At 70.9% G+C, this 26,319-nt stretch carries 23 protein-coding genes, 2 tRNA genes and 1 pseudogene; 16 read left to right on the top strand and 10 right to left on the bottom strand.

Features of this window, described 5'->3' with window-relative positions:
- Positions 1-32 precede the first annotated feature (32 nt).
- A complete protein-coding gene (locus ACFYNU_RS31930; protein WP_388767986.1) occupies positions 33-638 on the bottom strand; it encodes a PPA1309 family protein in 606 nt (201 codons plus the stop codon).
- A 151-nt stretch (positions 639-789) separates the two neighbouring features.
- Between ACFYNU_RS31930 and ACFYNU_RS31925 the strand changes: the two genes are divergently transcribed.
- The 4 genes from ACFYNU_RS31925 (at position 790) to ACFYNU_RS31910 (ending at position 6,140) form a co-directional block, all read left to right on the top strand.
- Positions 790-3,696, top strand: coding sequence for a UPF0182 family protein (locus ACFYNU_RS31925; protein ID WP_356586584.1), 2,907 nt, complete (start codon positions 790-792; stop codon positions 3,694-3,696).
- A 43-nt stretch (positions 3,697-3,739) separates the two neighbouring features.
- A tRNA-Met gene (locus ACFYNU_RS31920) sits at positions 3,740-3,813 on the top strand.
- Between the two features lie 237 nt (positions 3,814-4,050).
- Positions 4,051-6,006, top strand: coding sequence for a tetratricopeptide repeat protein (locus tag ACFYNU_RS31915; protein WP_356586245.1), 1,956 nt, complete (start codon positions 4,051-4,053; stop codon positions 6,004-6,006).
- A gap of 60 nt (positions 6,007-6,066) precedes the next feature.
- Positions 6,067-6,140, top strand: a tRNA-Met gene (locus ACFYNU_RS31910).
- A 100-nt stretch (positions 6,141-6,240) separates the two neighbouring features.
- Here ACFYNU_RS31910 and ACFYNU_RS31905 read toward each other — a convergent pair.
- Positions 6,241-6,657 carry a Fur family transcriptional regulator gene (locus tag ACFYNU_RS31905; protein ID WP_356586247.1) on the bottom strand — a complete coding sequence of 139 codons (417 nt, stop codon included), beginning with the start codon at positions 6,655-6,657 and terminating at the stop codon, positions 6,241-6,243.
- A gap of 126 nt (positions 6,658-6,783) precedes the next feature.
- Between ACFYNU_RS31905 and ACFYNU_RS31900 the strand changes: the two genes are divergently transcribed.
- A complete protein-coding gene (locus ACFYNU_RS31900; RefSeq protein WP_356586249.1) occupies positions 6,784-8,253 on the top strand; it encodes a catalase in 1,470 nt (489 codons plus the stop codon).
- An 87-nt stretch (positions 8,254-8,340) separates the two neighbouring features.
- On the opposite strand, the gene ACFYNU_RS31895 is transcribed toward ACFYNU_RS31900, so the two are convergent.
- Positions 8,341-8,742 carry a CBS domain-containing protein gene (locus ACFYNU_RS31895; protein WP_356586251.1) on the bottom strand — a complete coding sequence of 134 codons (402 nt, stop codon included), beginning with the start codon at positions 8,740-8,742 and terminating at the stop codon, positions 8,341-8,343.
- 350 nt (positions 8,743-9,092) lie between these two features.
- Positions 9,093-9,893, bottom strand: coding sequence for a histidinol-phosphatase (gene hisN / locus ACFYNU_RS31890; protein WP_354604851.1), 801 nt, complete (start codon positions 9,891-9,893; stop codon positions 9,093-9,095).
- 133 nt (positions 9,894-10,026) lie between these two features.
- Between hisN and ACFYNU_RS31885 the strand changes: the two are divergent.
- Positions 10,027-10,482, top strand: a pseudogene (locus tag ACFYNU_RS31885) (TetR/AcrR family transcriptional regulator); the annotation flags it as partial.
- 409 nt (positions 10,483-10,891) lie between these two features.
- Here the strand turns inward: ACFYNU_RS31885 and ACFYNU_RS31880 are convergent.
- The 4 genes from ACFYNU_RS31880 to ACFYNU_RS31865 all read right to left on the bottom strand — a co-directional run bounded on the left by ACFYNU_RS31880 (position 10,892) and on the right by ACFYNU_RS31865 (position 14,650).
- Entirely contained in the window at positions 10,892-11,218 is a 327-nt protein-coding gene (locus ACFYNU_RS31880) for a multidrug efflux SMR transporter (RefSeq protein ID WP_356586586.1), read from the bottom strand.
- A gap of 136 nt (positions 11,219-11,354) precedes the next feature.
- The gene (gene rsgA, locus ACFYNU_RS31875) at positions 11,355-12,365 is read right to left on the bottom strand and encodes a ribosome small subunit-dependent GTPase A (RefSeq protein WP_356586254.1); all 1,011 of its coding nucleotides are present in this window, start codon (positions 12,363-12,365) and stop codon (positions 11,355-11,357) included.
- Between the two features lie 4 nt (positions 12,366-12,369).
- Positions 12,370-13,746: a 3-phosphoshikimate 1-carboxyvinyltransferase gene (gene aroA, locus ACFYNU_RS31870; protein WP_356586256.1), complete on the bottom strand. Its 1,377-nt coding sequence runs from the start codon at positions 13,744-13,746 to the stop codon at positions 12,370-12,372.
- A 166-nt stretch (positions 13,747-13,912) separates the two neighbouring features.
- On the bottom strand, positions 13,913-14,650 hold the full coding sequence (locus tag ACFYNU_RS31865; RefSeq protein WP_388767978.1) for a M50 family metallopeptidase: 738 nt from the start codon (positions 14,648-14,650) through the stop codon (positions 13,913-13,915).
- A gap of 434 nt (positions 14,651-15,084) precedes the next feature.
- Here ACFYNU_RS31865 and ACFYNU_RS31860 point away from each other — a divergent pair, with 434 nt between their 5' ends.
- The 10 genes from ACFYNU_RS31860 (at position 15,085) to ACFYNU_RS31815 (ending at position 24,682) form a co-directional block, all read left to right on the top strand.
- Complete coding sequence (locus tag ACFYNU_RS31860) at positions 15,085-15,600, top strand: lytic polysaccharide monooxygenase auxiliary activity family 9 protein (protein ID WP_356586258.1); 516 nt, start codon at positions 15,085-15,087, stop codon at positions 15,598-15,600.
- 168 nt (positions 15,601-15,768) lie between these two features.
- Positions 15,769-16,593 (top strand): SOS response-associated peptidase, encoded by an 825-nt coding sequence (locus ACFYNU_RS31855; protein ID WP_356586260.1) that lies wholly within the window; start codon positions 15,769-15,771, stop codon positions 16,591-16,593.
- A 128-nt stretch (positions 16,594-16,721) separates the two neighbouring features.
- Positions 16,722-17,405, top strand: a complete 684-nt coding sequence (locus ACFYNU_RS31850; RefSeq protein WP_356586262.1) for an alpha/beta family hydrolase — start codon at positions 16,722-16,724, stop codon at positions 17,403-17,405.
- A 277-nt stretch (positions 17,406-17,682) separates the two neighbouring features.
- The gene (locus tag ACFYNU_RS31845) at positions 17,683-18,342 is read left to right on the top strand and encodes a sigma-70 family RNA polymerase sigma factor (protein WP_069627276.1); all 660 of its coding nucleotides are present in this window, start codon (positions 17,683-17,685) and stop codon (positions 18,340-18,342) included.
- A complete protein-coding gene (gene rsrA / locus ACFYNU_RS31840) occupies positions 18,339-18,659 on the top strand; it encodes a mycothiol system anti-sigma-R factor (protein WP_356586264.1) in 321 nt (106 codons plus the stop codon). Before ACFYNU_RS31845 ends, rsrA begins: the two co-directional genes overlap by 4 nt.
- A 210-nt stretch (positions 18,660-18,869) precedes the next feature.
- Positions 18,870-20,453 carry an HD-GYP domain-containing protein gene (locus ACFYNU_RS31835; RefSeq protein WP_356586266.1) on the top strand — a complete coding sequence of 528 codons (1,584 nt, stop codon included), beginning with the start codon at positions 18,870-18,872 and terminating at the stop codon, positions 20,451-20,453.
- Positions 20,450-21,757 carry an HD domain-containing protein gene (locus ACFYNU_RS31830; protein ID WP_356586268.1) on the top strand — a complete coding sequence of 436 codons (1,308 nt, stop codon included), beginning with the start codon at positions 20,450-20,452 and terminating at the stop codon, positions 21,755-21,757. The genes ACFYNU_RS31835 and ACFYNU_RS31830 overlap by 4 nt, the downstream gene beginning before the upstream one ends.
- Positions 21,758-21,862: 105 nt before the next feature.
- Complete coding sequence (locus ACFYNU_RS31825; protein WP_356586270.1) at positions 21,863-22,867, top strand: hypothetical protein; 1,005 nt, start codon at positions 21,863-21,865, stop codon at positions 22,865-22,867.
- Positions 22,868-23,047: 180 nt separating this feature from the next.
- Positions 23,048-23,749 carry a peptide deformylase gene (gene def, locus ACFYNU_RS31820; RefSeq protein ID WP_356586272.1) on the top strand — a complete coding sequence of 234 codons (702 nt, stop codon included), beginning with the start codon at positions 23,048-23,050 and terminating at the stop codon, positions 23,747-23,749.
- Positions 23,750-23,944: 195 nt separating this feature from the next.
- Positions 23,945-24,682 carry a D-Ala-D-Ala carboxypeptidase family metallohydrolase gene (locus ACFYNU_RS31815; RefSeq protein WP_356586274.1) on the top strand — a complete coding sequence of 246 codons (738 nt, stop codon included), beginning with the start codon at positions 23,945-23,947 and terminating at the stop codon, positions 24,680-24,682.
- A 24-nt stretch (positions 24,683-24,706) separates the two neighbouring features.
- Here the strand turns inward: ACFYNU_RS31815 and ACFYNU_RS31810 are convergent, their stop codons facing one another.
- Positions 24,707-25,669: a helix-turn-helix domain-containing protein gene (locus tag ACFYNU_RS31810; protein WP_356586276.1), complete on the bottom strand. Its 963-nt coding sequence runs from the start codon at positions 25,667-25,669 to the stop codon at positions 24,707-24,709.
- A 184-nt stretch (positions 25,670-25,853) separates the two neighbouring features.
- Positions 25,854-26,279, bottom strand: coding sequence for a DUF2809 domain-containing protein (locus ACFYNU_RS31805; protein ID WP_356586278.1), 426 nt, complete (start codon positions 26,277-26,279; stop codon positions 25,854-25,856).
- Positions 26,280-26,319 lie beyond the last annotated feature (40 nt).

The raw sequence follows: 26,319 nt of genomic DNA, 5'->3' as shown, positions 1-26,319 counted from the left end.
GTCACGGGCGTTACGCCTCGAACGCGCGGGTGCTACGCCTCGAACGTGGCGGCCAGGGCCTCGGCGAGGCCCGGCACCAGGCCGGCGCCGGTCAGCACCTGGGTCGGTGAGTCCTTCTCACGCAGCCGCAGCGCCGAGTCCCGCGTCCCGTCGCGCAGTACGGCGACCGTCATCCGTACCTCCTGGCGGTCCGGGTGGGCGGCGACCCAGTCCACGAGCGCGGACTCGTCGAGGTCTTCGGGTACGGACGCCTCGGCGGACGGCGGCAGCATCAGGCGCTCCACCGTGATCGCGCAGCCGGCCACCGCGCCGGGCCACGCGATGGTGGCGAGGAACTCGTCGAGCGGTGTGCCCGCCGGGATCTCGTCCTGCTCGACGGGCGTGAGCGGGGCGGGCGTCGAGCCGTCGTCGAGACCGAGCTGGGTGGCCAGCTCCGGTTCGTCGGTGCGCAGTCGGGCCGTGTCGACGAGTGCGAACAGCCTGGCCGGCTGGTCCCAGCCCAGGCCGGAGGCGTATTCGTCGATCTCCAGCACCGCGCGGGTGATGGGCGTCGAGGCGACCGGGCCCGAAGCCGACGGCGGCTGATCGGACGAGGACGAGGAGGAAGAGGAGGAGGAAAGGTTGGACATGGCCAACATCCTGCCTCCTTCCGACCCCCCTGCGGGAACTAGGTAAAGCCTCAGTAAGTTGCATGAGTGGGCCCTACGATCGCTGGGGCCTACTTACAGACGTTGATTTCAGCTGCTTCACACGACCGCGAACTTCGAGGTGCGCACGTTGGCTTTCCAGATGCCGGACCGCGGCGGAGGCCCGACCGGGCCACGGATCAGAGTGGGCCGGCCGTCCAGACGTGCCCGGACCCTGCTCATGACACTGGGCATTCTGGCCGTCCTGGCCATGATGTTCGTCATGTTCGCGGGGTTCTGGACCGACTGGCTCTGGTATCGCTCGGTGAAATACTCGTCCGTTTTCACCACCACCCTCTGGACCAAGATCGGCCTGTTCGCTGTCTTCGGTCTGCTGATGGCTGCTGCCGTCGGCGTCAACATCTGGCTGGCGCACCGGCTGCGTCCGCCGCTGAGCGCGATGTCGCTGGAGCAACAGAGCCTCGACCGCTACCGGATGGGCATCGCCCCGTACAAGAAGTGGGTGCTGCTCGCGATCACCGCCCTCGTCGGGCTGATCGCCGGAGCGTCCGCGGCCGGTCAGTGGCGCACGTGGCTGATGTGGGTCAACGGCGTGGCCTTCGGACAGAAGGACCCGCAGTTCAACCTGGACGTGAAGTTCTACGCGTTCGACCTGCCCTGGTACCGCTTCATGCTCGGCTTCGGCTTCGCCGCCGTCGTCCTGGCACTGATCGCCGCCGCGCTGACGCACTATCTGTACGGAGGGCTGCGCGTCACCAGCCCCGGCGCGCGCGCGACGGGCGCGGCCACCGGTCATCTCTCGGTGCTGCTCGGTGTGTTCGTCTCCCTCAAGGCCGTGGCCTACTGGCTCGACCGGTACGGCCTCGCGGTCAAGGCGAGTGACTTCAAGGCCACCGGCAACTGGACGGGCCTGCGGTACGTCGACGCCAACGCCTATCTGCCGGCGAAGACGATCCTGTTCTGCATCGCCGCCATCTGCGCCGTGCTGTTCTTCGCGACGCTCTGGCGCCGCACCTGGCAGCTGCCGGTGATCGGTTTCGGTCTGATGGTCCTGTCCGCCATCCTCATCGGCGGCCTTTACCCGGCGATCGTGCAGAAGTTCCAGGTCCAGCCGAACGAGCAGGCCAAGGAAGCCCCGTACATCGAGAAGAACATCGATGCCACGCGCGCCGCGTACGGCATCGACGACGCCGATGTGACGGACTACTCCGGCAAGGGCGATCCCGAGAAGAAGGCGCAGCAGCGCGAGGCGGCCGACTCGGCCGCCAGCTACCGGCTGGTCGACCCCAATGTCGTCTCGCCCGCCTTCCAGCAGCTCCAGCAGGAACGCAAGTACTACCAGTTCCCGGACACGCTGGACGTCGACCGCTACAAGGGTCCGGACGGCAAGCCGCAGGACACGGTCATCGGTCTGCGCGAGCTGAACATCACCGGTATCCCCAAGCGCAACTGGATCAACGACCACTTCACCTACACCCATGGGTACGGAGCGATCGCGTCCAAGGGCACCGGGACGGTCACCGAGGAGAACGACGGCACGATCGGCGCCCCCGACTTCACGGAGTCCGGCCTGCCGACCAGCGGTCAGCTCGGCAAGTACGAGCAGCGGATCTACTACGGCGAGAAGACTCAGCAGTACTCGATCGTGGGCGGCCCGCAGAAGGAGCTGGACTACGAGAAGAACGGTGAGCAGACCACCAGCTACCAGGGCAAGAGCGGAGTCGATCTCTCCAACCCGGTGAACCGCGCGGCCTACGCCGTGGCGTTCAGCGAGCCGCAGATGCTCTACTCGGGCGCCATCGGCGAAGGTTCGCGGATCCTGTACAACCGCACGCCGAAGGAGCGCGTCGAGGCGGTCGCGCCGTGGCTGACCATCGACGGCGACGCCTATCCCGCCGTGGTCGACGGCAAGATCAAGTGGATCGTCGACGCCTACACCACGACGAACGGCTATCCGTACGCGTCCCGGACGACGCTGGGCGACACCACGACCGACTCGCTGACCAACAACCAGCGCGCGGTCGTCGCCCAGCAGAACCAGGTCAACTACATCCGTAACTCGGTGAAGGCGACCGTCGACGCGTACGACGGCTCGGTCAACCTGTACCAGTGGGACACCGAGGACCCGGTCCTCAAGACCTGGATGAAGGCGTTCCCGAACACGGTGAAGCCGAAGTCGGAGATCAAGCCGGATCTGCTGGCCCATCTCCGCTACCCGCAGGACATGTTCAAGGTCCAGCGCGAGCTGCTCACCCGCTACCACGTCACGGACGCCGCCCAGTTCTACAGCGGCTCCGACGCGTGGCAGGTGCCGGACGACCCGACGAACAAGGACAGCAGTGCGGTCCCGCCGTACTACCTGAGCCTGAAGATGCCGGGGCAGTCGGCCCAGAAGTTCTCGCTGACGACGACCTTCACGCCCAACGGACGTCCCAATCTGGGGGCGTTCATGGCGGTCGACGCCGATGCCACCAGTGACGACTACGGCAAGATCAGAGTCCTGAGAGTGACCTCCACGGTCCAAGGACCGCAACAGGTGCAGAGCGAGTTGAACGGCGTGCCCGAAGTCGCCGAGTTCGTACGGAACCTGAGAGGTACCGACTCGGACATCGAGTACGGCAACCTGCTCACGGTGCCGCTCGGCGGAGGCTTCCTGTACATCGAGCCGGTGTACGCCCGAGGCGGCAGCGCCAACTACCCGCTGTTGAAGAAGATCGCCGTCTCCTACGGAGGCAAGCCGGTCTTCAAGGACAGTCTGTCCGAGGCGCTGAACGCGGTGTTCGGTGTCGACGGCGCCGAACCGCCGGAGGAGACGCAGCCACCGGGCGACGGCGACACGACGACGCCGCCGGCCACAGGTGACGCCGCGCTGGAGAAGGCCATCGCCGACGCCCAGAAGGCGTACACGGACGGTGAGGCCGCGCTGGCGAAGCAGGACTGGGTCGCGTACGGGAAGGCCCAGGAGGCCCTCCAGGACGCCCTGGAGCGCGCCGCCGAGGCGGAGAAGTCCGCCAAGGCACCGGCGGGCGGGAGCGAAGACAAGACCTGATCGGTGAACACCCCGCGTCGTGATACGGTTTGGAACACAACGACGCGGGGTGGAGCAGCTCGGTAGCTCGCTGGGCTCATAACCCAGAGGTCGCAGGTTCAAATCCTGTCCCCGCTACTCACGAAGGCAAAGGCCCGGATCCGATCAGGATCCGGGCCTTTGCCGCGCGTTGTGGTGTGTTCGTACCTGTTCGTGGTCGCTCCGTGACCGTCCGTCCGATCAAGTGGGCGGCGGGCGCGGGGAGTTGGCCGCAGAAGCGTTTGAGTTGTCTCTCTGTGGGCATGTCGACAAAACGCTGAAGTGACCTTGGTGGCCGCGATATACCAGGTGTACGCGGGTACAGGTGGTGCAACGATGGATTTTATGGGGGACAGGGCAACTCTGTTGGAGACAGGGCGATTTGTGCGGAGACAGGCGGAAGATGCCGCCGGCGCCGAGAGGTTCGGGGGCGCGACCGGCGCCACGGACGCCGGCGGTCCCACCGAGAGCGCCGACGCCGAGACGGAGGCGCGCCACCGGCGTGCCGCCGACAGCGGCGACGTCGCGTCGATGAGCGTGCTCGGCGCGCTGCTGCTGCGCCGCGGTGACCTCGACGCCGCCGAGAAGTACCTGCGCGCGGCCACCGCCGAGGGCGACCGCGCCGCCGCCAACAACCTGGGTGTCCTCCTCCATCAGCGCGGCTACACCGAAGAGGCGTCGGGCTGGTGGCGCGTCGCGGCCGTCGCCGGTTCGGCCGCCGCCGCGCACGCGCTCGGCAGGCACTACCGCGAGCAGGGCGACGAGCCCGCCGCCGAGTACTGGCTGCGCCAGTCCGCCGAGCAGGGCCACGCGCTGGGCGCCTACGCGCTCGCCGACCTGCTGGAGCACCGCAGCGACGTCGGCTCGGAGCGGTGGCTGCGGGCCGCCGCCGAGCAGGGCCACCGGGAGGCCTCGTACCGTCTCGCGCGCGCCCTGGAGCGCCGGGCGCGGCAGGCAGCGCGTACCGGCAACACCGTCCGCGCCGTCATCGCCGGCCGGGACAACGACACGGACACCGGCGTCCGCGCGGCCCGGGCCGGTGCCGAGGGCGCGGGCCCCGGCGCCGAGGCCGACGCCGGGCAGTCGCTGCTCGCCGAGGCCGCGCAGTGGTACCGGCAGGCGGCGGCGCGCGGGCACCGCCGCGCCGCGCTGCACCTCGGCGCGATCCTGGAGAGCCGCGGGGAGTTGAAGGAGGCGGGGCGCTGGTATCTGACGTCCGCCAAGGACGGCGAGGCGCGGGCCGCCTGCGCCCTCGGCTTCCTGCTGCGCGACGCCGGTGACGAGGAGAGCGCCGCCGTCTGGTGGCTGCGCGCCGCGCAGGACGGCAACGGCAACGCCGCCAACGCGCTCGGCGCGCTCCACGCCGCGCGTGGCGAGCAGCAGACCGCCGAGCGCTGGTACCGGGCCGCGATGGACGCGGGCGACGTCAACGGCGCCTACAACCTCGGGCTGCTCTGCGCCGCCCAGGACCGTACGGCGCAGGCCGAGCAGTGGTACCGGCGCGCCGCGTACGCGGGTCACCGCGAGGCGGCCAACGCGCTGGCCGTCCTGCTCCTCCAGGCCGGCGACCCGACCGGCGCCGAGCCGTGGTTCTCCAAGGCGGCCGAGGCGGGCAGCGTCGACGCCGCGTTCAACCTGGGCATCCTCTACGCGGGCCGGGACGACGACCGTACGGCCCTGGTCTGGTACGAGCGGGCCGCGGCGGCCGGGCACACGGAGGCGGCCCTCCAGGTGGGCATCGCGTGCCTCAGGGACGGCGACGAGCAGGCGGCGGAGCGGCATCTGCGGTGCGCGGCCGGCGGCGGCAGCGCGGAGGCGGCCTTCCGGCTGGCGACGGTGCTGGACGCGCGGCAGCCGCCGGCCGCGCCGGGGCTCGGTGAGGCGCAGCCGGAGAAGACCGAGTGCGAGCAGTGGTACGAGCGGGCGGCCGAGCACGGTCACCGGCGCGCCCAGGTGCGGGTCGGGATGCTCGCGGCGGGCCGTGGCGACATGACGGACGCGGCGCGCTGGTACCGGGAGGCGGCGGAGGCGGGCAGCCGTAACGGGGCCTTCAACCTCGGGCTGCTGCTGGCCCGTGAGGGCAGCGAGCGGGAGGCGGCCCTGTGGTGGTCCCGCGCGGCGCAGGCCGGTCATGGACGCGCCGCGCTGCGGCTCGCGCTGCTCGCGGCCCGGCGCGGGGAGCTGACCGAGGGGCAGCGCTGGTGCGCCCGCGCGGTGGAGCTGGGACCGTCCGAGGTGACGGAGCGGGCGGCGCGGCTGCGTGAGGCGCTGCACCAGGAACTGACCGCGTGAGCGGTGCCGGAGAAGGGATTTGCGCTGGTCGGCGGGGTGACGTAATGTCGTGTTCACCGACGCGGGGTGGAGCAGCTCGGTAGCTCGCTGGGCTCATAACCCAGAGGTCGCAGGTTCAAATCCTGTCCCCGCTACTGGCAGAGAGCGAAGGCCCGGATCCGATCAGGATCCGGGCCTTCGTCGTGTTCCGGTGATGTGTGCGGAGGGCTCCCGGGGCCGGTGCGGGCGGTCGGCTCAGGCGTGGGCGCAGTTGGGGCAGGTGCCCCGGTACGTCACCTCGACGTCTGAGATCGCGAAGCCGAAGCGCTCCGTCGCCGGCAGGTCGGCCAGCAGATCACCCACCGGGTGCACGTCGCGGATCGTGCCGCAGTGCGCACAGACCAGGTGGTGGTGGGGCCGGTGGGCGTTCGGGTCGTACCGCTTGGCGCGCCGGTCCGTCGAGACCTCGATGACCTCGCCCAACGTCACCATCTCGCCGAGGGTGTTGTACACCGTCGCCCTGGAGATCTCGGGCAGCCGGGCCACGGCGCGCGCGTGCACCTCGTCCGCCGTGAGGTGTACGTGGTCCCCGTCGAGGACCTCGGCCACCACACGGCGCTGGGCGGTCATCCGCCAGCCGCGTTCGCGAAGTCGTTCCAACAGGTCACTCATGAGGGTCAGCTTAACAGTGAGGGCGCCCAGATCCTGAATGAGTGTCGAGTTGGACCCCTACTTGACTTAGACAAAGTCCATCGTAGGATCATCTCAGGCAATCGCCGAGCGACAGGTACGGCAGGTATGACGCAGGAGGCGCACGTGACGCAGGGACCGCTTACCACGGAGGCCGGTGCGCCGGTGGCCGACAACCAGAACAGTGAGACGGCGGGCGCCGGCGGTCCCGTTCTGGTTCAGGACCAGGCTCTTCTCGAGAAGCTCGCCCACTTCAACCGCGAGCGCATCCCGGAGCGCATCGTGCACGCGCGCGGCGCCGGAGCGTACGGCACCTTCACGCTCACCCGCGACGTCTCGCAGTGGACGCGGGCGAAGTTCCTCTCCGAGGTCGGCAAGCAGACCGAGACCTTCCTGCGCTTCTCCACCGTCGCCGGCAACCTCGGCTCGGCGGACGCGGTGCGTGACCCGCGCGGCTTCGCGCTGAAGTTCTACACCGAGGAGGGCAATTACGACCTCGTCGGCAACAACACCCCGGTGTTCTTCATCAAGGACGCCATCAAGTTCCCCGACTTCATCCACACCCAGAAGCGCGACCCGTACACCGGCAGCCAGGAGGCTGACAACGTATGGGACTTCTGGGGTCTGAGCCCCGAGTCGACGCACCAGGTGACCTGGCTGTTCGGCGACCGCGGCATCCCCGCCTCGCTGCGCCACATGAACGGGTACGGCTCGCACACGTATCAGTGGAACAACGAGGCCGGCGAGGTCTTCTGGGTCAAGTACCACTTCAAGACCGACCAGGGCATCAAGAACCTCACCTCCGAGGAGGCCGCCGTCCTCGCCGGCGCCGACCCGGACAGCCACCAGCGCGATCTGCGCGAGTCCATCGAGCGCGGTGACTTCCCGTCCTGGACCGTGCAGATCCAGGTCATGCCGGCCTCGGACGCCGCCGACTACCGCTTCAACCCGTTCGACCTGACCAAGGTCTGGCCGCACGAGGACTACCCGCCGATCGACATCGGCAAGTTGGAGCTGAACCGCAACCCGGAGAACATCTTCGCGGAGGTCGAGCAGTCGATCTTCAGTCCGGCGCACTTCGTGCCGGGCATCGGCCCCTCGCCCGACAAGATGCTCCAGGGCCGTCTCTTCGCGTACGGCGACGCCCACCGCTACCGCGTCGGCATCAACGCCGACCATCTGCCGGTGAACCGTCCGCACGCCACCGAGGCGCGTACGAACAGCCGGGACGGATCTCTGTACGACGGCCGGCACAAGGGCGCCAAGAACTACGAGCCCAACAGCTTCGGCGGCCCCTTCCAGACCGACCGGCCCCTCTGGCAGGCCATCTCGGTCACCGGCACCACCGGCAACACGGAGGCGCCCGTCCACGCCGAGGACAACGACTTCGTACAGGCCGGGAATCTCTACCGGCTGATGTCGGAGGACGAGAAGGCGCGGCTGGTCGCCAACCTGGCCGGGTTCATCTCGCAGGTCTCGCGCGACGACATCGCCGAGCGGGCGGTCAACAACTTCCGTCAGGCGGACGGAGACTTCGGCAAGCGGCTCGACACCGCGGTCCAGGCCCTGCGCGGCTGACGGCCCTCGCCGATGAGGCGGTGGCGGCCGGGTTCCGGGACGGATCCGGCCTCCACCGCTGCCCCGGTGGGACCCCGCTCGCCCCGCTCAGCCGGTCAGCGCCGGCGGGCGGCGCCTGACCGGGGCCCAGCAGCGGATGATGTCGCGTACGGACACGATGCCGACCGGCTCCCGCTCGTCGCAGACGATCAGATGGCGGAAGCCGCCGTGGGTCATCGCCTCGGCCGCCTCCTCCAGGGTCCAGACCGGTGAGGCGAACACGACATCGGTCGTGGTGTGCGTACCGGCCAGTTCCACCTCGGGATTCTGTCCGGCGCCGATCGAGATCAGGATGTCACGCTCGGTGATGATCCCGAGCCCGCAGGTGTCGGTGTCCAGGACGACAGCCGCGCCGACACGGCGTGCCGCCATCAGCTCTGCGGACTGGCGGAGGGTATGGGTGGGCCCGATGGTGAGGACCACCGTGCTCATGGCGTCACGGACGAGCATGGATGGAGCCACCTCCTCGGTGAACCGGTCCCTTGGCTGGAGAACGGATTCACAAGTTCACAAGTGGGGGGACTTTCAGAGTGACACCGACACGGTGAGTCAACAAGGGGGCGGACGGAGCGAGACACCCGGCGCGCGATGATCAGAACCGCACGCCCCGGATGTCCCAAGGGAGTTCCATTCCCCCGAATGGCCGAACGCCCGGTGAAAAAGATTGCCGGGTGTCCGGTCGCGCACGGGACTTCTGTACAGCCGGGACCCGGTGAGCAGTCCGGGACGGCCGGATGCGATCCCCGGCGAGTGAGCCGAAGCGCCCCGAGGCGAACCGAGCCCTCCCAAAGAGGGCCGCGTCAGTAGCGCTGGTTCAGATAGCCGAGCAGTTCCTCGTGCAGCACACCGTTCGACGCCGCCGCGTTGCCGCTGTGCGGGCCGGAACGCCCGTCGAGGCCCGTGAACCGGCCGCCCGCCTCCTGGACGATGATCGACGGCGCCGCCATGTCCCACAGGGACAGCTCCGGCTCCGCGCACATGTCCACCGACCCCTCGGCGACCATCATGTACGGCCAGAAATCGCCGTATCCGCGCGTACGCCAGCAGGCCCGGGTCAGATCCAGGAACCCGTCCAGCCGGCCCTGCTCCTCCCAGCCCTTCAGCGACGCGTGCGCGAACGACGCGTCCCCGATGCGTGAGACCTTCGAGACCCGCAGCCGTGTCGCCGACGAGAGGCTGCGGCCCGAGTACGCGCCGCCGCCCTTGGCCGCCCACCAGCGGCGCGCCAGCGCGGGCGCCGACACCACGCCGACGACCGGCTCGTAGCCGCCCTCGCCCGCCACCATCAGGGAGATCAGCGTCGCCCAGACGGGGACGCCGCGTACATAGTTCTTGGTGCCGTCGATGGGGTCGATCACCCAGCGGCGCGGGCCGGTGCCCTCGATGCCGTACTCCTCGCCCAGCACGGCGTCCCGGGGCCGCGCGCGCTGGAGATTGCCACGGATCAGCTCCTCGGCCGACTTGTCGGCCTCACTCACCGGGGTCATGTCCGGTTTGGTCTCGACCTTCAGGTCGAGAGCCTTGAACCGGTCCATCGTCGCGGCGTCGGCGGCGTCCGCGAGGACATGGGCGAGTCGCAGATCATCGTGGTAATCGGGCATGGTCGTCACAGTATCGACAGCGCCCAAGATCGGGCTACGGCCGGTGGGGCGCCGCGGCGGCGCCGGGTCCTCTTGACAGCGCGCGAGGCTGCGTCAACTCTGAGTGCGGAGCCGAACGGCCCGGGAGGCAACGATGCCTACAGCGCGTGAAGCCCTACTCAACGCCGCCCTTTCGGCGCTCACCGACCAGTCCTGGTCCGCCGTGAGGATGGTCGACGTCGCGTCGGCCGCCGGGGTCTCGCGACAGACCCTCTACAACGAGTTCGGCAGCAAGGACGGTCTCGCCCGCGCGCTGGTACGGCGCGAGGCCGATCTGTATCTGCACGGCGTCGAGCGGCTGCTGGCCGAGCCCGCGGACCCGGTGGACCGGCTGGTGTCGGTGGCCGAGTGGACGGTGTCCGAGGCGCGCTCCAGGCCCCTGCTGCGGGCCCTTCTCACCGACGGCTGGACCGAGCGCCACCCGGCGCCCCGTCGCGTACGCCCCACGGCCCCGCCGGGGGGCGCGCCCGCCCAGCGCCGCGCGGACGCCGGGCCGCCCGCGCCGGCGGATCTGGTGGCGGCCGTACGGAACCGGGCCGTGGCCGCGCTCGATCCCGGGCGGACGGACCGCAGGGGCCGCGGTACGGAGACCGGCTCCCCGTCGCGTACGGAGCCGCTGCGCGTACAGGCGGGCCGGGTGCAGCGCGCCCGCGTCGAGCAGGCACGAGTGGACCAGGCGAGGGCGGACCGGGCCAGGGGCGAGCAGGGGCGTACGCAGCACCGCAGACCGGAGGGCGCCCGGCCCGATCAGCCCCGGACCGAACAGACCCGGTCCGACAACGGCCGTCCCGGCCCGCCCAGGGCCCCCGAGCCCGTCCTCCGTACGAAGGACGAGTCCGCCGAGCTGGCCTTCCGCTGCGAGCTGGCCGTACGCCTCGCCCTCGCCCACGTCGTCGCCCCCGACGGGGAGCCTGTCGGGCGCCTGGTCCGCGCGGCCGTCGCCGGACCGGTCGCGGCGGTCAGTGCTGGGACGAACCCGAGAGCTGGAGGCCGATGACACCGATGATGACCAGTGAGATCGAGACAATCTTCAGCGTGGAGACCAGGTCGTCCAGGAAGATCATCCCGTAGATCGCCGTGCCGGCCGCGCCGATACCCGTCCAGACCGCGTACGCCGGCCCGACGTCGAGCTTCTTCAGCGAGAGGGTCAGCAGGCCGAAGCTGGCGAGCGCGAAGGCCGCGAACGCGAGCGTCGGCCAGAGCCGGGTGAATCCGTGCGAGAGCTTGAGGCAGACGGCGAAGCCCGTCTCCAGCAGCCCCGCGACTACCACCAGCAGCCACGCCATCGTCTGTGCCTCCCGCATCGGTGACCGCACGTTCTCGATGTGCCTTCGATATGCCTTGGTACGTCTTGACAGACCTTGCCAAGACTTGGTGAGTTTATGCACTCACCGAGGCTTGCGAGCGGCAGACATCGCGGGATCAGTCGCCCTCGCGCCGCTCCCGAGTGGAGAGCAGCCGGCGCAGCGAGTCGAGCCTCGACGGATCGGCGTGCCCCTCGGCCACCCACGCGTCCAGCGCGCAGTCCGGCTCGTCGTGGCTGCAACCGCGCGGGCAGTTCTCCGTCCCCGGTACGAGGTCGGGGAAGGCCAGGATGACGCGCGAAGGGTCGACATGGTGCAGGCCGAAGGAACGGATGCCGGGAGTGTCGATCACCCAGCCGTCCGCCTTCTCCAGCGGCAGCGCGAGCGCGGAGGTGGTCGTGTGCCGACCGCGCCCGGTTACCGCGTTGACCAGGCCGGTCGTCCGGCGGCGGTCGTCCGGCACGAGCGCGTTGACCAGCGTCGTCTTGCCGACGCCGGAGTGCCCGACGAACGCGGTCATCCGGCCTTCGAGGTAGTCGCGTACGCGGTCGGCCGCCTCGCCGGTGGCCAGTTCGTCCCGTCGTGTGACGACGTAACGGATGCCCAACGGCCGGTAGGTCTCCAGCAGTTCGTCCGCCGACGCGAGGTCGGACTTCGTCAGGATCAGCAGCGGTTCGAGGCCCGCGTCGAACGCCGCGACCAGACAGCGGTCGATCAGCCGGGGCCGCGGCTCGGGGTCGGCGAGCGCGGTGACGACGGCGAGCTGGTCGGCGTTGGCGACGACCACTCGCTCGAACGGGTCGTCGTCGTCCGCCGTGCGCCTCAGTACGGAGCGGCGCTTCTCGATCCGTACGATGCGCGCCAGCGTGTCCTTCCTTCCGCTGAGGTCCCCGACGAGCATCACTTGGTCGCCGACGACGGCGGCCTTGCGCCCCAGCTCACGCGCCTTCATCGCGAGGACGACGGTGTCGCCGACCAGACAGGTCAGCCGGCCCCGGTCGACGGTCAGGACCATGCCCTCGGCCGCGTCCTCGTGCTTGGGACGGATGTTGGTGCGCGGCCTGTTGCCCTTGGGGTTGGGGCGGGAGCGGATGTCGTCCTCGTCCGGGTTCTTGCCGTAGCGCCGCATCGCGTCAGGCTCCCGCTCCCGCGAGCATCTCGGTCCACATCTCCGGGAAGTCGGGCAGCGTCTTGGAGGTCGTCGCGACGTTCTCGATCTCCACGCCGTCGACAACGAGGCCGATGATCGAGCCGGCCGTGGCCATGCGGTGGTCGTCGTACGTGTGGAAGACGCCGCCGTGCAGGGGGCGCGGGCGGATCCGCAGACCGTCGGCGGTCTCGGTGACATCGCCGCCCAGCTCGTTGATCTCCTTGGTGAGCGCGGCCAGCCGGTCCGTCTCGTGGAGCCGCAGATGGGCGACGCCGCGCAGTGTGGAGGGGCCGTCGGCGAGGGCCGCGACGGCCGCGATGCCGGGGGTCAGTTCGCCGACCTCGCTCAGGTCGACGTCGATGCCGTGGATCCGGCCGCCGCCGGTGAACGTCAGCCCGCGCGCGGTCAGTTCGCAGGAACCGCCCATCTCGGTGAAGATCCGGCGCAGCGCGTCACCGGGTTGTGTGGTGCGGGCCGGCCAGTCCCGTACCGTCACCCGGCCGCCGGTGACGAGGGCGGCGGCGAGGAACGGCTGGGCGTTGGAGAGGTCCGGCTCGACGGTCAGGTCGCGGCCGAGCACCGCGCTGGGGGAGACCCGCCAGACGTTGGGCTCGCCGCCGGTCTCCGGCTCGTCGACCTGGGCGCCGACACGGCGCAGCATGTCGACGGTCATCCGGATGTGCGGCAGTGACGGGAGGGTGGCGCCCACATGCCGTACCTCGACGCCCTGGTTGAAGCGCGGCGCGGAGAGCAGCAGCGCGGAGACGAACTGGGACGACGCGGAGGCGTCGATCTCGACGGTGCCGCCGTCGAGCGCGCCGCCGCCGTGCACGGTCAGCGGGAGCGAGCCGCGGGCCTCGTCGTCGATGCGGGCGCCGAGGGTGCGCAGGGCGTCGATGACGCCGTGGAGCGGGCGTACGTAGGAGCGGGGGTCGCCGTCGAAGTGGATGGGGCCGTCGGCGAGGGTCGCGACGGGCGGCAGGAAGCGCATGACCGTACCGGCGTTGCCGACGTCGACCGTGGCCGGGCCGTGCAGGCCGTTGGGGAAGATCCGCCATGCCTCGCCGGTGAACGACGGGGCGCCCGCGCCGCGTGGGGGTGTCATGGAGCCGGCCGCGGCAGAGCTGGAGGAGACGGTCTCCTCGATGCCGACGCCCATCGCGCGCAGGGCCTCAGCCATCAGGAGCGTGTCGCGTGAGCGCAGGGGGCGGCGCAGCCAGCCGGGTTCGGCGGCGAGCGCGGCGAGGACGAGGCCGCGGTTCGTGACCGATTTCGAACCGGGCACGGTGACCGTCGCTTCGACGGCCCCGCTCGCGTAAGGGGCGGGCCAGAGGGCAGGGTGCACGGCGCTTTCGGTCATGGCCTTTACTTTAATGGCTGCACAACGACCGCGATCCCGATCAAATACGTTGAAATCGGGGCGTAATACGAAGGTGGTATGGGGGCACGCCACTGGCATGTGACCGGCTCGCGACCTGCGGACGGCCTATTCCCTACCGGCGGGCGGCGGGACGTCGGTGCCGCTGTCACAGACCGAGCAGCCAGGTGCCTCCGCCGATCAGCGAGCACAGCGATACGGCGTGGAACATGAACAGCCACATCGTCGGCGGCACATGCGTCAGCCGGGCGAGCTGGTCCGCGTCGGAGTCGGGGGCGCCGCCGTGCCGCCGCTTGGACTGGAGCTCGAAGGGCGGCCGTACGCCGCCGAGCAGCAGGAACCATACGGCGGCGTACGCGAACGCGGCCTGCACGGTGGGACCGGTCAGCCAGGAGATCAGCAGGAAGGCCGCACCTGTCACGACGACGGTGAGCGCCCCGTACGCGTTGCGGATCATGACCAGCATCACCAGCAGCAGGGCCGTCGCCAGCCACAGCAGCAGCGTGATGTGGTGCGAGGCGAGCAGCCAGGCGCCGCCGAGGCCGAGCAGGGACGGGGCCGTGTAGCCGGCCGCCGCCGTGAGGATCATGCCGACGCCGGTGGGCTTGCCGCGGCTGACGGTGAGGCCCGAGGTGTCGGAGTGCAGCCGGATGCCGTCGAGCTTGCGGCCGGTGAGGAGGGCGACGAGGCCGTGCCCGCCCTCGTGGGCGATGGTGACGGCGTTGCGTGACAGCCGCCAGAGGGCCTGTGGCGTGACGGCGGCCAGGGCGACGACGGCGGTGGCGATCACCAGCCAGTCCTCGGGGACGGGCTGGGTGCCGAAAACGCGATCCCACAGATCGGTTATCGAGGCGGCGGCGATGTCGCTGGAATCGGTGCTGATCATCGCTCGGGCGGCTCCTCAGGAGGGCGTACGACGGGTGTGCGTCGGGATGCGTGGCGGATGGGCGGCGGGTGCGCGGCGGGTACGCGGCGGTTGTGCGGCGGTTGTGCGGCGGTTGTACGTCGTCGAAGTGTGGCACTTGCGCGCGGGATCCGGTCGCCGCACAGGGGCTGGAGGGTTTCAAGCCACGTGCGGTCAAGGGCAGTTCAAGTCTTGACGACACCCGAAAGCGGCTGCCATGGTCTAGACCTAGTAGAACATTGGAGTGGTTAGCCCTGCGACAGCGCTCCGCCGGACCGTCACCGGTCTTCTTCTGCTGTCGATGCAACTGTTCGTGCACCTTCGCGAGTTCCCCACACGCAGTGAGTCCGTAGCGGGCTTGGGCCGACCGCCGTGTCGGCGCGGGTCCCGCCGGGCGTCACGACGAAGGAGTTGTCATGCACAAGAAAACTCGTCTCGCGCTCATCCTGAGCGCGGCGGTCGCACCGATCATCGCCGTCACCCTCCCCGCCCCGACCGCCTCCGCGCACGGCTGGATCAACTCACCCGCCAGCCGGCAGGACCAGTGCAAGACCGGCGTCGTCTCCTGCGGCGACATCAAGTGGGAGCCGCAGAGCGTCGAGGGCCCGAAGGGCCAGAACAACTGTCACGGTGGCGTCGGCCGGTTCTCCGAGCTGAGCGACGACGGCAAGGGCTGGCGCCGCTCCAACATCGGCGTCAACCAGACGTTCAACTGGACGCTGACGGCGCGGCACCGCACCAGCACCTGGCAGTACTTCGTCGGCAACACCAAGGTCGCCGAGTTCAACGACGGTGGTGCCACCCCCGGCGCCAACGTGAGCCACAACGTCAACTTCGGCAGCATCCGCGGCAACCAGAAGGTCCTGGCCGTCTGGAACGTCTACGACACCTCGAACGCGTTCTACGCCTGCATCGACGTCAACATCCGCTGACCGTAGCGGGGCCCTAGCGGGGCCGAAGCAGGGCCGAAACCGGCAACAGTGCCTGTTGGGGCGCGGGGATTCCCCCGCGCCCCAACAGTGCGTCTGCGAGGGTTGGGGGAGTGTCGGTAGCGTGACCGGGCGCGGATGCGCCGGGTCATGGGCGAGGAGTGGTTGAGCATGTGCGGTCGGTACGCGGCGAGCCGTAGGCCGGAGGATCTCGTCGGGCTCTTCGAGGTCGAGAAGTGGGATCCGCCCGAGAGCGGCGGGACCCTCGCGCCCGACTGGAACGTGGCACCTACCAAAGAGGTCTACGTGGTCCTGGAGCGCCCCGTGAAGGGCGCCGACGATCCCACCCCCGTACGGCAGCTGCGCACCCTCAGGTGGGGGCTCGTGCCCTCCTGGTCCAAGACGCCCGAGGGCGGCGCCCGGATGATCAACGCGCGCGCGGAGACCGTCCACGAGAAGCCGTCCTTCCGGCGGCCCTTCGCCTCCCGGCGCTGCCTCATACCGGCCGACGGCTACTACGAGTGGGTCACCGCCCCCGAGGAGCGGCAGCTGGAGGAGCAGGGCAAGAAGAAGCGGCCCCGCAAGCAGCCGTACTTCGTCACCCCGGCCGACGGGTCGGTCATGGCCATGGCCGGTCTGTACGAGTTCTGGCGCGACAAGACCCTGCCCGACGACCACCCGAACGCGTGGTGGGTGACGTGCTCGGTCGTCACCACCGAGGCGGAGACCGGCCCGCTCGGCGTGGCTCCGGCCGACGGGCCACGGTCGCTCGCCGACATCCACCCCCGGATGCCGCTGATGCTGACGCCCGACCGGTGGGACGCCTGGCTGGATCCGGCCCGTACGGACGTGGAACAGCTGCGCGAACTGCTGGCGCCGCCGCCGGAGGGGCTGATGCGCGCCTATCCCGTGACGACGGCCGTCAGCAACGTACGGAACAACGGTCCGGAGCTGCTGGAGGAACTGGCCGCCCCCGAGGAGAGCACGCTCTTCTGACGGTGGGCCCGCTGAGGAGGACCTTCTGACGGAGGCCGCTCTGACGGAGGACCTGTCGCGGAGGACCTTCTACGGAGGACGCGGCTGCCTTCGGCGGCGTACGCCCGTCCCGGTGTGATCCTGGTGCCATGCAGAGCGAGATCGTCGACACCCTCGCGGGCGACGCCCGTATCACCTGGCACCCTCCCAAGAAGGGGACGGCGTCGAAGAAGACCGCGGCCCCTCTCGTCCTCGCCGTCAGCCATGGCGCGGGCGGCGGCATCGAGGCACGCGACCTCCAGGCGCTCGCCGCGACGCTGCCCGCGCTCGGGGTGACGGTGGCGCTGGTCGAACAGCCCTGGCGGGTGGCCGGGAAGAAGCTGGCCCCCGCGCCCAAGACCCTCGACACCGGCTGGCGGGCGCTCTGGCCCGCGCTGGCGAGGCCCGGACTGCCTGTCGTCGCGGGCGGGCGCAGCGCCGGGGCGCGGGTGGCCTGCCGTACGGCACGGGAGCTGGGCGCCCACGCCGTACTGGCGTTGAGCTTCCCGCTGCACCCGCCGGGCCGGCCGGAGAAGTCCCGCGCCGACGAACTGCTCGCGGCCGGGGTGCCGACGCTCGTCGTCCAGGGCGGCAACGACCCCTTCGGGAAACCCGCCGAATTCCCCGCCGAGGTAGGAGGCGGCGTTTCCGGCGACGGATACGAGCTGCTTGAGGTGCCGTACGGAGACCACTCCTTCGCCGTCCCCAAGCGGGCCACCCTCACCCAGGACGAGGCCCTCACCCTCCTTACGGACGGCGTCGGAGAGTGGATCCGGTCACAGTCGGCCCGCTGACGCAGCGTGCACGCGTACCCGGGAATGCGTCGTAGGCGGCGACTGTTGTGCGAGATGTCGGTACACAGATCCTGGAAAGGGAGTCCGTCGCATGGGTTCGACCATCTGCCCCGCCCGGTCGCACGCCACCGAAGTGGAGTGGACGGTGCTCTCCGCACCCAGGACCGCGCCCGCTCGGCCGTCGGCCGAGGCGGCCACGAAGCCCGCCCCGGCACAAGGTCGACTATTCTCCGATTCGAGTGGGTCCGCCTTCGGGCCTGCCGCAGCGTTGGAGGAGGTGGGTCCGGTCACTGGGACCGACACAGGGACCGACGACGGCCACAGGGAAGAGTCCGCCGCCGAGCGCAATGCCCGTTTCGAGCGGGACGCTCTCGGCTATCTCGACCAGATGTACTCGGCCGCCCTGCGCATGACGCGCAACCCGGCCGATGCCGAGGACCTCGTGCAGGAGACCTACGCCAAGGCGTACGGCTCCTTCCACCAATTCCGTGAGGGCACCAACCTCAAGGCGTGGATGTACCGCATCCTCACCAACACCTTCATCAACTCGTACCGCAAGAAGCAGCGTGAACCTCAGCGCAGCGCCGCCGAGGAGATCGAGGACTGGCAGCTGGCGCGCGCCGAGTCGCACATGTCGACCGGTCTGCGCTCCGCGGAGTCCCAGGCGCTGGACCACCTTCCGGACTCCGATGTGAAGGAAGCGCTCCAGGCGATTCCCGAGGAGTTCCGCATCGCGGTGTATCTCGCCGACGTAGAGGGCTTTGCGTACAAGGAGATCGCGGACATCATGGGGACACCCATCGGTACGGTGATGTCCCGACTGCACCGTGGCCGGCGTCAACTGCGCGGCATGCTTGAGGACTACGCGCGCGAGCGCGGGCTCGCCCCGGCCGGCGCCGGAGAGTCGTCGGACGATCGGAAAGGCTCGGGCTCATGAGTTGCGGAGAGCCGCACGAGACGGATTGCACCGAAGTTCTCGACCATCTTTACGAGTACCTCGACCGGGAGATGCCGGACAAGGACTGCACGAAGTTCGAGGAGCACTTCGACGAGTGCTCGCCGTGTCTGGAGAAGTACGGACTCGAACAGGCCGTGAAGAAGCTGGTCAAGCGGTGCTGCGGACATGACGACGTACCGACCGATCTGCGGGCCAAGGTCATGGGCCGGATCGATCTCATCCGGGCCGGCCACGCCGTGCCCGAGCGGGACGTGACGGACGTCGACTCGGACCAGCCGGCCACCGCGAACGAGTAGCCGGCCGACGGCAGTCCGCCGGTAGTACGACACGCCTACGGGGCGCGCCGCGCACATCGCGGCGCGCCCCGCGTGTGTGTTCGTACGCATCACCCGATGGTGCTAATCGTCGCCGTCCGCCGGTGCGCCCGTACCCAACTCGCTAGCCTGACGCTCTGTTTGGGGCCGGTACCGGGCCGGTGCCGAGGACCGTGTGCGGGGTGAGGCGGGATGAACTCCATTCCGGTGGCGGCGCGCTCCTACATCTGCTTCGCCGTACTGGCCGCGCTCGCGTGCGTGCTCCCCGCGTTCACCACTCCCGCTTTCGCCCCTTCCGCCCTCCCCGGTCTGCCCGGCCCCGACGGCCCGTGGCCCGCCGTCCTGCTGCTCGGCGCGCTGTACGCGCTCTGCGAGGCGCCCGCCCGCTGCCGCTTCCTGGGGAGGTCGGTGCGCGGCTCGATGCCCGTCGTCACCGGATCGTTCTTTCCCGTACTGCTCGCCGCCGCGTTCCTGCTGCCGCCCGCCGCCGCGGCGCTCGTGGCCGTCCCCGGCGCGCTCTGCGGCCGGGTCGCGCAGCCGCCGGCCGGGGTCCGCCGGGTATGGCGCGCGGCCCAGCTCGCCCTCGCCACCTGGGCCGCCGCCCAGGCCCACCGGCTCCTCGGCGGTCCGGCGGCGCTGGGCGGCACCGCGCACCCCGGCCATGCCGCCCCCGGCATCCCCGACTTCCCGTACGCCCTGCTGCCCGCCGGGGCCGGCGTGCTCGCCTTCTGCCTGGTCCTGAGCGCGCTCGACGGCGGCATCTTCGTGACCGCCGACCGGCAGCCCGTCCGCACGGCCTGGCGCGGCCTGCTGCCGCGCTCGCTCGCGCCGTACGGTGCGCACGCCCTGGCCGGCCTGATGATGGCCGTCCTCTGGCGCAGCCCGTACGGTCCGCTCTCCGCGCTCCTCGTCCTGCTGCCCATGTACATCTCCTGCTGGGTCTTCGCCCAGTACCACCGGGAGCGGGCCGCGCACCAGGCGACGATCAGGGCGCTCGTACAGGCCGTCGATCTCAAGGACCGCTACACGCGCGGCCACAGCGAACGCGTCGGGCGGGCGTCGGCGATGATCGCCGGTGAGCTGGGGATGGACGGTGAGCGCCTGGAGGTGCTCCGGTTCGCCGGGATCCTGCACGACGTGGGCAAGCTCGGCGTCCCCACGCGGGTGCTGCGCAAGGACGGGCCGCTGACCCCGGAGGAGCGGCGCGTGATCGAGCTGCACCCCGAGTACGGCCACGAGATCGTGCGCGGCATCGGATTCCTCGGCGAGGCCCGGCTGGCCATCCTGCACCACCACGAACGGCTCGACGGCACCGGCTATCCGTACGGCCTGGCGGGCGCCGAGATCCCCGAGTTCGCCCGGGTCGTCGCCGTCGCGGACGCCTTCGACGCGATGACCTCGACCCGGTCCTACCGGCGGGCGCGGCCCGTGGCGACGGCCCTGGCGGAGTTACGGCGGTGTGCGGGGACCCAGTTCGACCCCCGGATGGTGCGGGCGCTCGTACGGGCGCTGGACCGGTACGGCTGGCAGACGGCGGTCACCTCGGACGAGGCGGCTGTCGAGCCGCCCGTGCCTCGCACGCCTCCTGAGCCACCCCCGCCTCCCTCGCCGCCCCCGCCTCCCACGGCTCCCACGGCTCCCGGGTCGGCCCCGGCGCGGGAGGCGCTCGCCGTGCCCGCCGGTGCGCCGCTGCCCGCCGACCCCGGCCGCCCGCGCAAAAACGTCACGCCACCACGTCGGCCGGACGACCCGCGTACGCCCGGCGGTCCCGGATGAACCCTCCGAGCATCCGTTCGCCCCGCCCCGCCCCCTCCGCCGCCCGTCCCGCGCTCACCGTCACCGCCGTCCACGGCGCCGCGCTCCTCCTCGCCGCGCTCGGTCTCGGCCGGACCCTCTGGCACGGGGTCACCGAGCCCCGGACCGCCCTCGCCTTCGGCGTGCTCATCACCGTCGGCGAACTCGTCCGCCAGGGCGCCCTCCCCGGCGAGCGCGAGCCCGCACCCCTCGGCGCCGCCGGGGCCCTCGCGTACGCCCTGCTCGGGCAGAGCGCGGGCCGGCCGGCCGAGCACGGCGTCCTACAGACGGTCGCCGTCGTCGTCGCGGCCGTCCTCGTCGGAGCCGTACCGCATCTGGCCCGCGGCCACGGCCCCGCGCGCGACCATGTCGCGCGCCGGGTGCTCACCGTCGGCTTCGCCGCCGTCTGCTTCCAGCCGTTCGTCGCCTCGGGCGCGCGGGGGACATGGGTCGGCGAAGGCCCCTGGTACGCGCTGCTGCTCCTCCTCCTACTGATGCTGACCGCGCTGTGCGACGCCGTCCTCGCCGCGCTGCTGCTGCGCGCCCGCACCCGCCATCCGTACGGACCGCTGCTCCGCGACGAACTGCGCGCCCTGATGGGCATCGGCTCGGCCGTCTGCGCGACCGGCGCCGTGATGGCCCTCGGCGTCGCCGTGGCGGGGCTGTGGGCGCTGCCCGTCTTCTGTGTGCCGCTGCTGCTGACACAGCTGTCGTTCCGGCGCTACGCGGCCGTCCGCACCACCTACGGCCAGACCATCGCCTCGCTCGCCCGCGCCACCGAGATCGCCGGATACACCCGCCACGGCCACGCCCACCGGGTCGCCGAGCTGAGCCGCGCCGTCGGCCGTGAGCTGGGGCTCTCCGGGGCCGAGCTGACCGTCCTGGAACACGCGGCGCTGATGCACGACATCGGCCAGCTGTCGCTCGTCGATCCGGTGCCCGACGGCGCGACCGCCCTGCTGCCGGTCGCCGAGCAGCGCCGGATCGCGCTGCTCGGCGGGGCCGTCGTACGCCAGACCGGGGTCCCGTCGGCGGTCGCCGTCGTCGTGGAGCGGCAGGCCGACCCGTACCGCGATCAGCCTCTGCCGGCGCGGATCATCCGCGCCGTCAACGCCTACGACGATCTCACCGGTGCGAGCACGAGCGGCCCCGGAGGGGCGACCGGGCCGCTCAGCGCCCTGGAGCGGCTGCGCCTCGGCACCGGTCACGACTACCAGCCCGAGGTGGTCGAATCTCTGGCGCGTGTCCTGTCACGCGGTGGTCTGACCCCTGGTCGGGCTGGGTAACCCATGGGTAAGGAGCGAGCGTCCGACCGGGCATGGTTGGATGCGAAGAGGAGTCCAAGAGGGTGTCTTGGGGGCACAGACCCGAGCGACCGGCAGGCGGGAATCGTGAAGATCTTCGGGAAGGTACGGCATCGGCCCTCCGCCTCATGGCGGCAGGCCACCGACCGCGCGTTCACGCTGATCGGCGACGGACGGTACGAGGACGCGGGCGCGCTGCTCACCCGGGCGGCGGATCTGGAGCCCTGGCTCTCCGAGTCCTGGTTCAACCTGGCGCTGCTGCACAAGTTCCGGCACGACTGGGAGCAGGCGCGGGCCGCCGGGCTGCGCGCCGTCGCGCTGCTCGACAAGGAGACCGGGGCACCCGACTGGTGGAACGTGGGCATCGCGGCCACCGCGCTCCAGGACTGGCCGCTGGCCCGGCGGGCCTGGCAGGCGTACGGCCTCAAGGTCCCCGGCAATCAGTTCACGTCCGCGGCGACCGGTGAGCCGGTCGGCATGGAGCTGGGCAGCGCGGCCGTGCGGCTCTCGCCCGAGGGCGAGGCCGAGGTCGTCTGGGGCCGCAGGCTCGACCCGGCCAGGATCGAGATCCTGTCCATCCCGCTGCCGTCCTCGGGCCGCCGCTGGGGCGAGGTCGTCCTGCACGACGGCGTGCCGAACGGGGAGCGGACGACCGCCGCGGGGTCCAGCGGCTCCGCGCGGGCCTTCCCCGTCTTCGACGAGATCGAGCTGTGGGCCCCGTCGCCCGTGCCGACCTGGGTGGTGCTGCTGGAAGCGGCGACCGAGTCCGACCGGGACGCGCTGGAGCGGCTCGCCGCCGACGCGGGCTTCGCCGCCGAGGACTGGTCGTCCTCCGTACGGCTGCTCTGCCGGGCCTGCTCGGAGAGCCGGATGCCGAGCGCCGAGGGCGACGGCGAGCACCTGGACCCGCACGACCACAGCGAGCCGGGCCATCCGGGGCCGCTCGGGCACCGCACGGAGGGCGAGCTGTGGGTCCCCGAGCGCGAGTGCGGGATAGCCGCGCCGCCCGGACTGGTCCGTGGCCTGCTCGACGGCTGGGTCGCCGACAGTCCGCAGACGCGTGAGTGGCGGGATCTGGAAGAGGTCTGCTGACTCCGTCCTACGGAGGCTCTTGAGTCCTACGGCGGCCCTGGAGTCCTGCGGCGGCCCTTGAGGGGGTATCTCGGGCATCGCGCCGGACGGCGCGACCGGGGGGCCGTAGGCTGTACGGGCACATCGCGCAGGCAGCGGTGTACAGGCAGCAGCGGGTACCGAGGAAGGCGTACTGCGGACATGGCGCAGCAGGAGACGGACCAGAAGACCGAGGGCGGGGCCTCCCAGGCGGAGCGGGGGGACGGGTTCGTGGCGATTGCGGACGGCGCGGGGATCGTGGACGACGAGGGCTTTGTCGTCGATTCGCGGGACGCGGAGGCGCGTGAGCTGGCCCATCGCGAGCGCGGCACGTCGCGCCCGATCACCGTCGTCGGCAATCCGGTCCTGCACAAGGAGTGCCAGGACGTCACCGAGTTCGACGACAAGCTCGCCGCGCTCGTGGACGACATGTTCGCGAGCCAGCGGACGGCGGAGGGCGTGGGCCTGGCCGCCAACCAGATCGGTGTGGACCTGAAGGTCTTCGTCTACGACTGCCCGGACGACGACGGGGTGCGGCACGTCGGAGTCGTGTGCAACCCGGTGCTGGACGAACTCCCGCCGGAGGAGCGCAATCTGGAGGACGGCAACGAGGGCTGCCTGTCCGTCCCGACGGCGTACGCGGAGCTGGCGCGGCCCGACTACGCGGTGGTGCGGGGCCAGGACGCCCAGGGCAAGCCGATCAAGGTGCGCGGCACGGGCTACTTCGCGCGCTGCCTCCAGCACGAGACGGACCATCTGTACGGATACCTGTACATCGACCGGCTCTCCAAGCGCGACCGCAAGGACGCGCTGCGGCAGATGGAAGAGGGCACGCCTCGCTACGAGGTCGTGCCGAACGCCTGAGGCCCGAGGAATGGGCGGCCTCGTTCCGGATCTCCGGGAGCGGGGCCGTCGGCATGACGGCGGCCGGCCGCGGAAGCGCCATTGGTCCGACAAGTGGCCCTGTCCGGGGACGGGTTGACGCGCGTCGACCCGTGCGCCACTCTCTGCCGTACATCTTGGCCGTACATCTCGCCTTGCCTTGACTCTGGAGACCCGATGTTGCGACGTACCTCAAGACTTCTGCTCAGCCTTGTCATGACCCTGACGTTTGCCTGGGCAGGTGCGGTGGCCACCGCCGGCACCGCGCAGGCCGACGGCTGCTACACCTGGTCCGGCACCCTCTCCCAGGGGTCCAGCGGCGCCGCCGTGACCCAGCTCCAGATCCGGGTCGCCGGTCACGCCGGCAACGGCGCCGTGCTCGGCATCGACGGCGCCTACGGGCCCGCCACCGCCGCCGCCGTCAAGCGCTTCCAGTCCGCGTACGGGCTGGCGGCGGACGGCGTCGCCGGGCCGGCCACCTTCAACAAGATCTACGCGCTCCAGGACGACGACTGCACGCCGATCCACTTCACGTACGCGGAGCTGAACAACTGCAACTCCGACTGGTCGGGCGGCGCGGTGAGCGCGGCGACCGCCAAGTCCAACGCCCTGCGCACCATGTGGAAGCTGGAGGCGATGCGGCACGCGATGGGTGACCAGCCGCTCCGTATCACCAGCGGATTCCGCTCGCACGCCTGCAACAACGCGGTCGGCGGCGCCTCCAGCAGCCGTCATCTGTACGGCGACGCCGCCGACATCGGGTCCGGACCGCACACGCTGTGCAGCCTGGCCCAGAACGCGCGGAACCACGGCTTCAACGGCATCCTCGGCCCGGGGTACCCGGACCACAACGACCACGCGCACGTCGACCACCGGCCGAGCCGCTTCTGGTCGGCGCCGAGCTGCGGCATCTGACGGTTCGTTCCGGCTGACGGGGCCTCACGCGACGCGCGTGGGGCCCCTGAACGTGCGCCGGTAGCCGTTCGGGGTCGTACCGAGCGTACGCAGGAAGTGGTGCCGCAGCCCCGCCGCGTTCCCGAAGCCGGACCGGCCGGCGATCGCGTCCACCGTCTCGTCCGTCCCCTCCAGCAACTCCTGTGCCAGCAGCACGCGTTGGCGCAGCAGCCAGCGGTACGGGGTGGTGCCCGTCTCCTGCTGGAAGCGGCGCGCGAAGGTACGGGGCGACATATGGGCGCGCTCCGCGAGCTGCTCGACGGTCATCTCGCTGTCCAGATGCCGCTCCATCCAGGCGAGGACCCCGCCCACCGTGTCGCACCTGGTGGGCAGCGGGCGCTCGATGAACTGCGCCTGTCCGCCGTCCCGGTGCGGCGGCACCACCATGCGGCGGGCGATCGCGTTGGCGACCTCGGGGCCGTGCTCCTGGCGTACGACGTGGAGGCAGGCGTCGATGCCCGCGGCCGTACCGGCGGAGGTGACCACCGGGCCGTCGTCGACGTACAGCACGTCGGGCTGCACGTCGGCGAGCGGATACGCCTCCGCCAGTTCGGCGGAGTGCATCCAGTGGGTGGCGCAGCGGCGCCCGTCGAGCAGCCCGGCGGCGCCGAGGGTGAACACGCCCGCGCAGACACTGAGCACGCGCGCGCCCCGGTCCACGGCCCGGCGCAGGGCGTCCAGCAGCTCGGGCGGATAGTCGCGGACGACGTACGTGTCCCCGGCCGGCACACAGATCAGATCGGCCGCGTCCAGCCGGCCGAGACCCTGGAGCGCGGAGATGGTGAACCCGGCGTGCGTACGCAGGACGGGGCCCTCGGCGGAGACCACGGCGAAGTCGTAGACGGGCAGACCCTGGGCGCTGCGATCGAGGCCGAACACCTCGCAGAGCACGCCGAGTTCGAAGGGGTGGACTCCGTCGAGCAGGACGACCGCGACGTTTCTCAGCATGGCGCCAGTGTGGCAGTAATTCGATGGTCCATGACAGTCCTGCCACTGCTTTTTCTGTCGTGGAGCGACGACAGTAGAGCCATGAACGCAATCGGTGGTTACCTCGTCGTACTGTCCCTTTTCGCCCTTCTCGCGCTCCCCGGGCTTATCGGTCACCTCAAGGACCGCGCCATCGACCGCCAACTCAGGCGCGCGGAACTCCCGGACGACGCACCAAAGCCGCCCCTCGGCCGCTCACCGACCTATGCACCAGCGCGGCAGCTGCGGCCCCGACCGCGTACCACAGCAGGTCAGGCGCATTGAAGGTCGACCCGAACACGAGCCGCACGACAACACTCCGCTCGGCCGGCCCGGCGGTCACCCCGGTGAGCTGAAGCAACTCGACGGCGCAACTGAACCCGAACGCGACGGCGCCGGCGACGACGGCCCGCACACGGGGAGCGACCAGGACGACGAGGACGTACGCGAGCACGGTGTACAGCGCGACCCCGCCGTACTTGGCGACACCCCCGTCCGCGACGCCCCTGACCCCGAGCCCGGCCGCGACGGTCCCCCCGGCGACTGCCGCCGCCACCAGCCGCGTGCGTGTACGCACCCGTATGTCGTCCATGGCGGGCAGCCTATGCGCGCCCCTGACGGGGGACGGGCGG

It is taken from the genome of Streptomyces sp. NPDC006643 (assembly GCF_042870175.1).
Classification (GTDB): domain Bacteria; phylum Actinomycetota; class Actinomycetes; order Streptomycetales; family Streptomycetaceae; genus Streptomyces.
The sequence above is the reverse complement of the archived record's forward strand: the minus strand, read 5'-3'. Positions and strand labels throughout refer to the sequence as shown.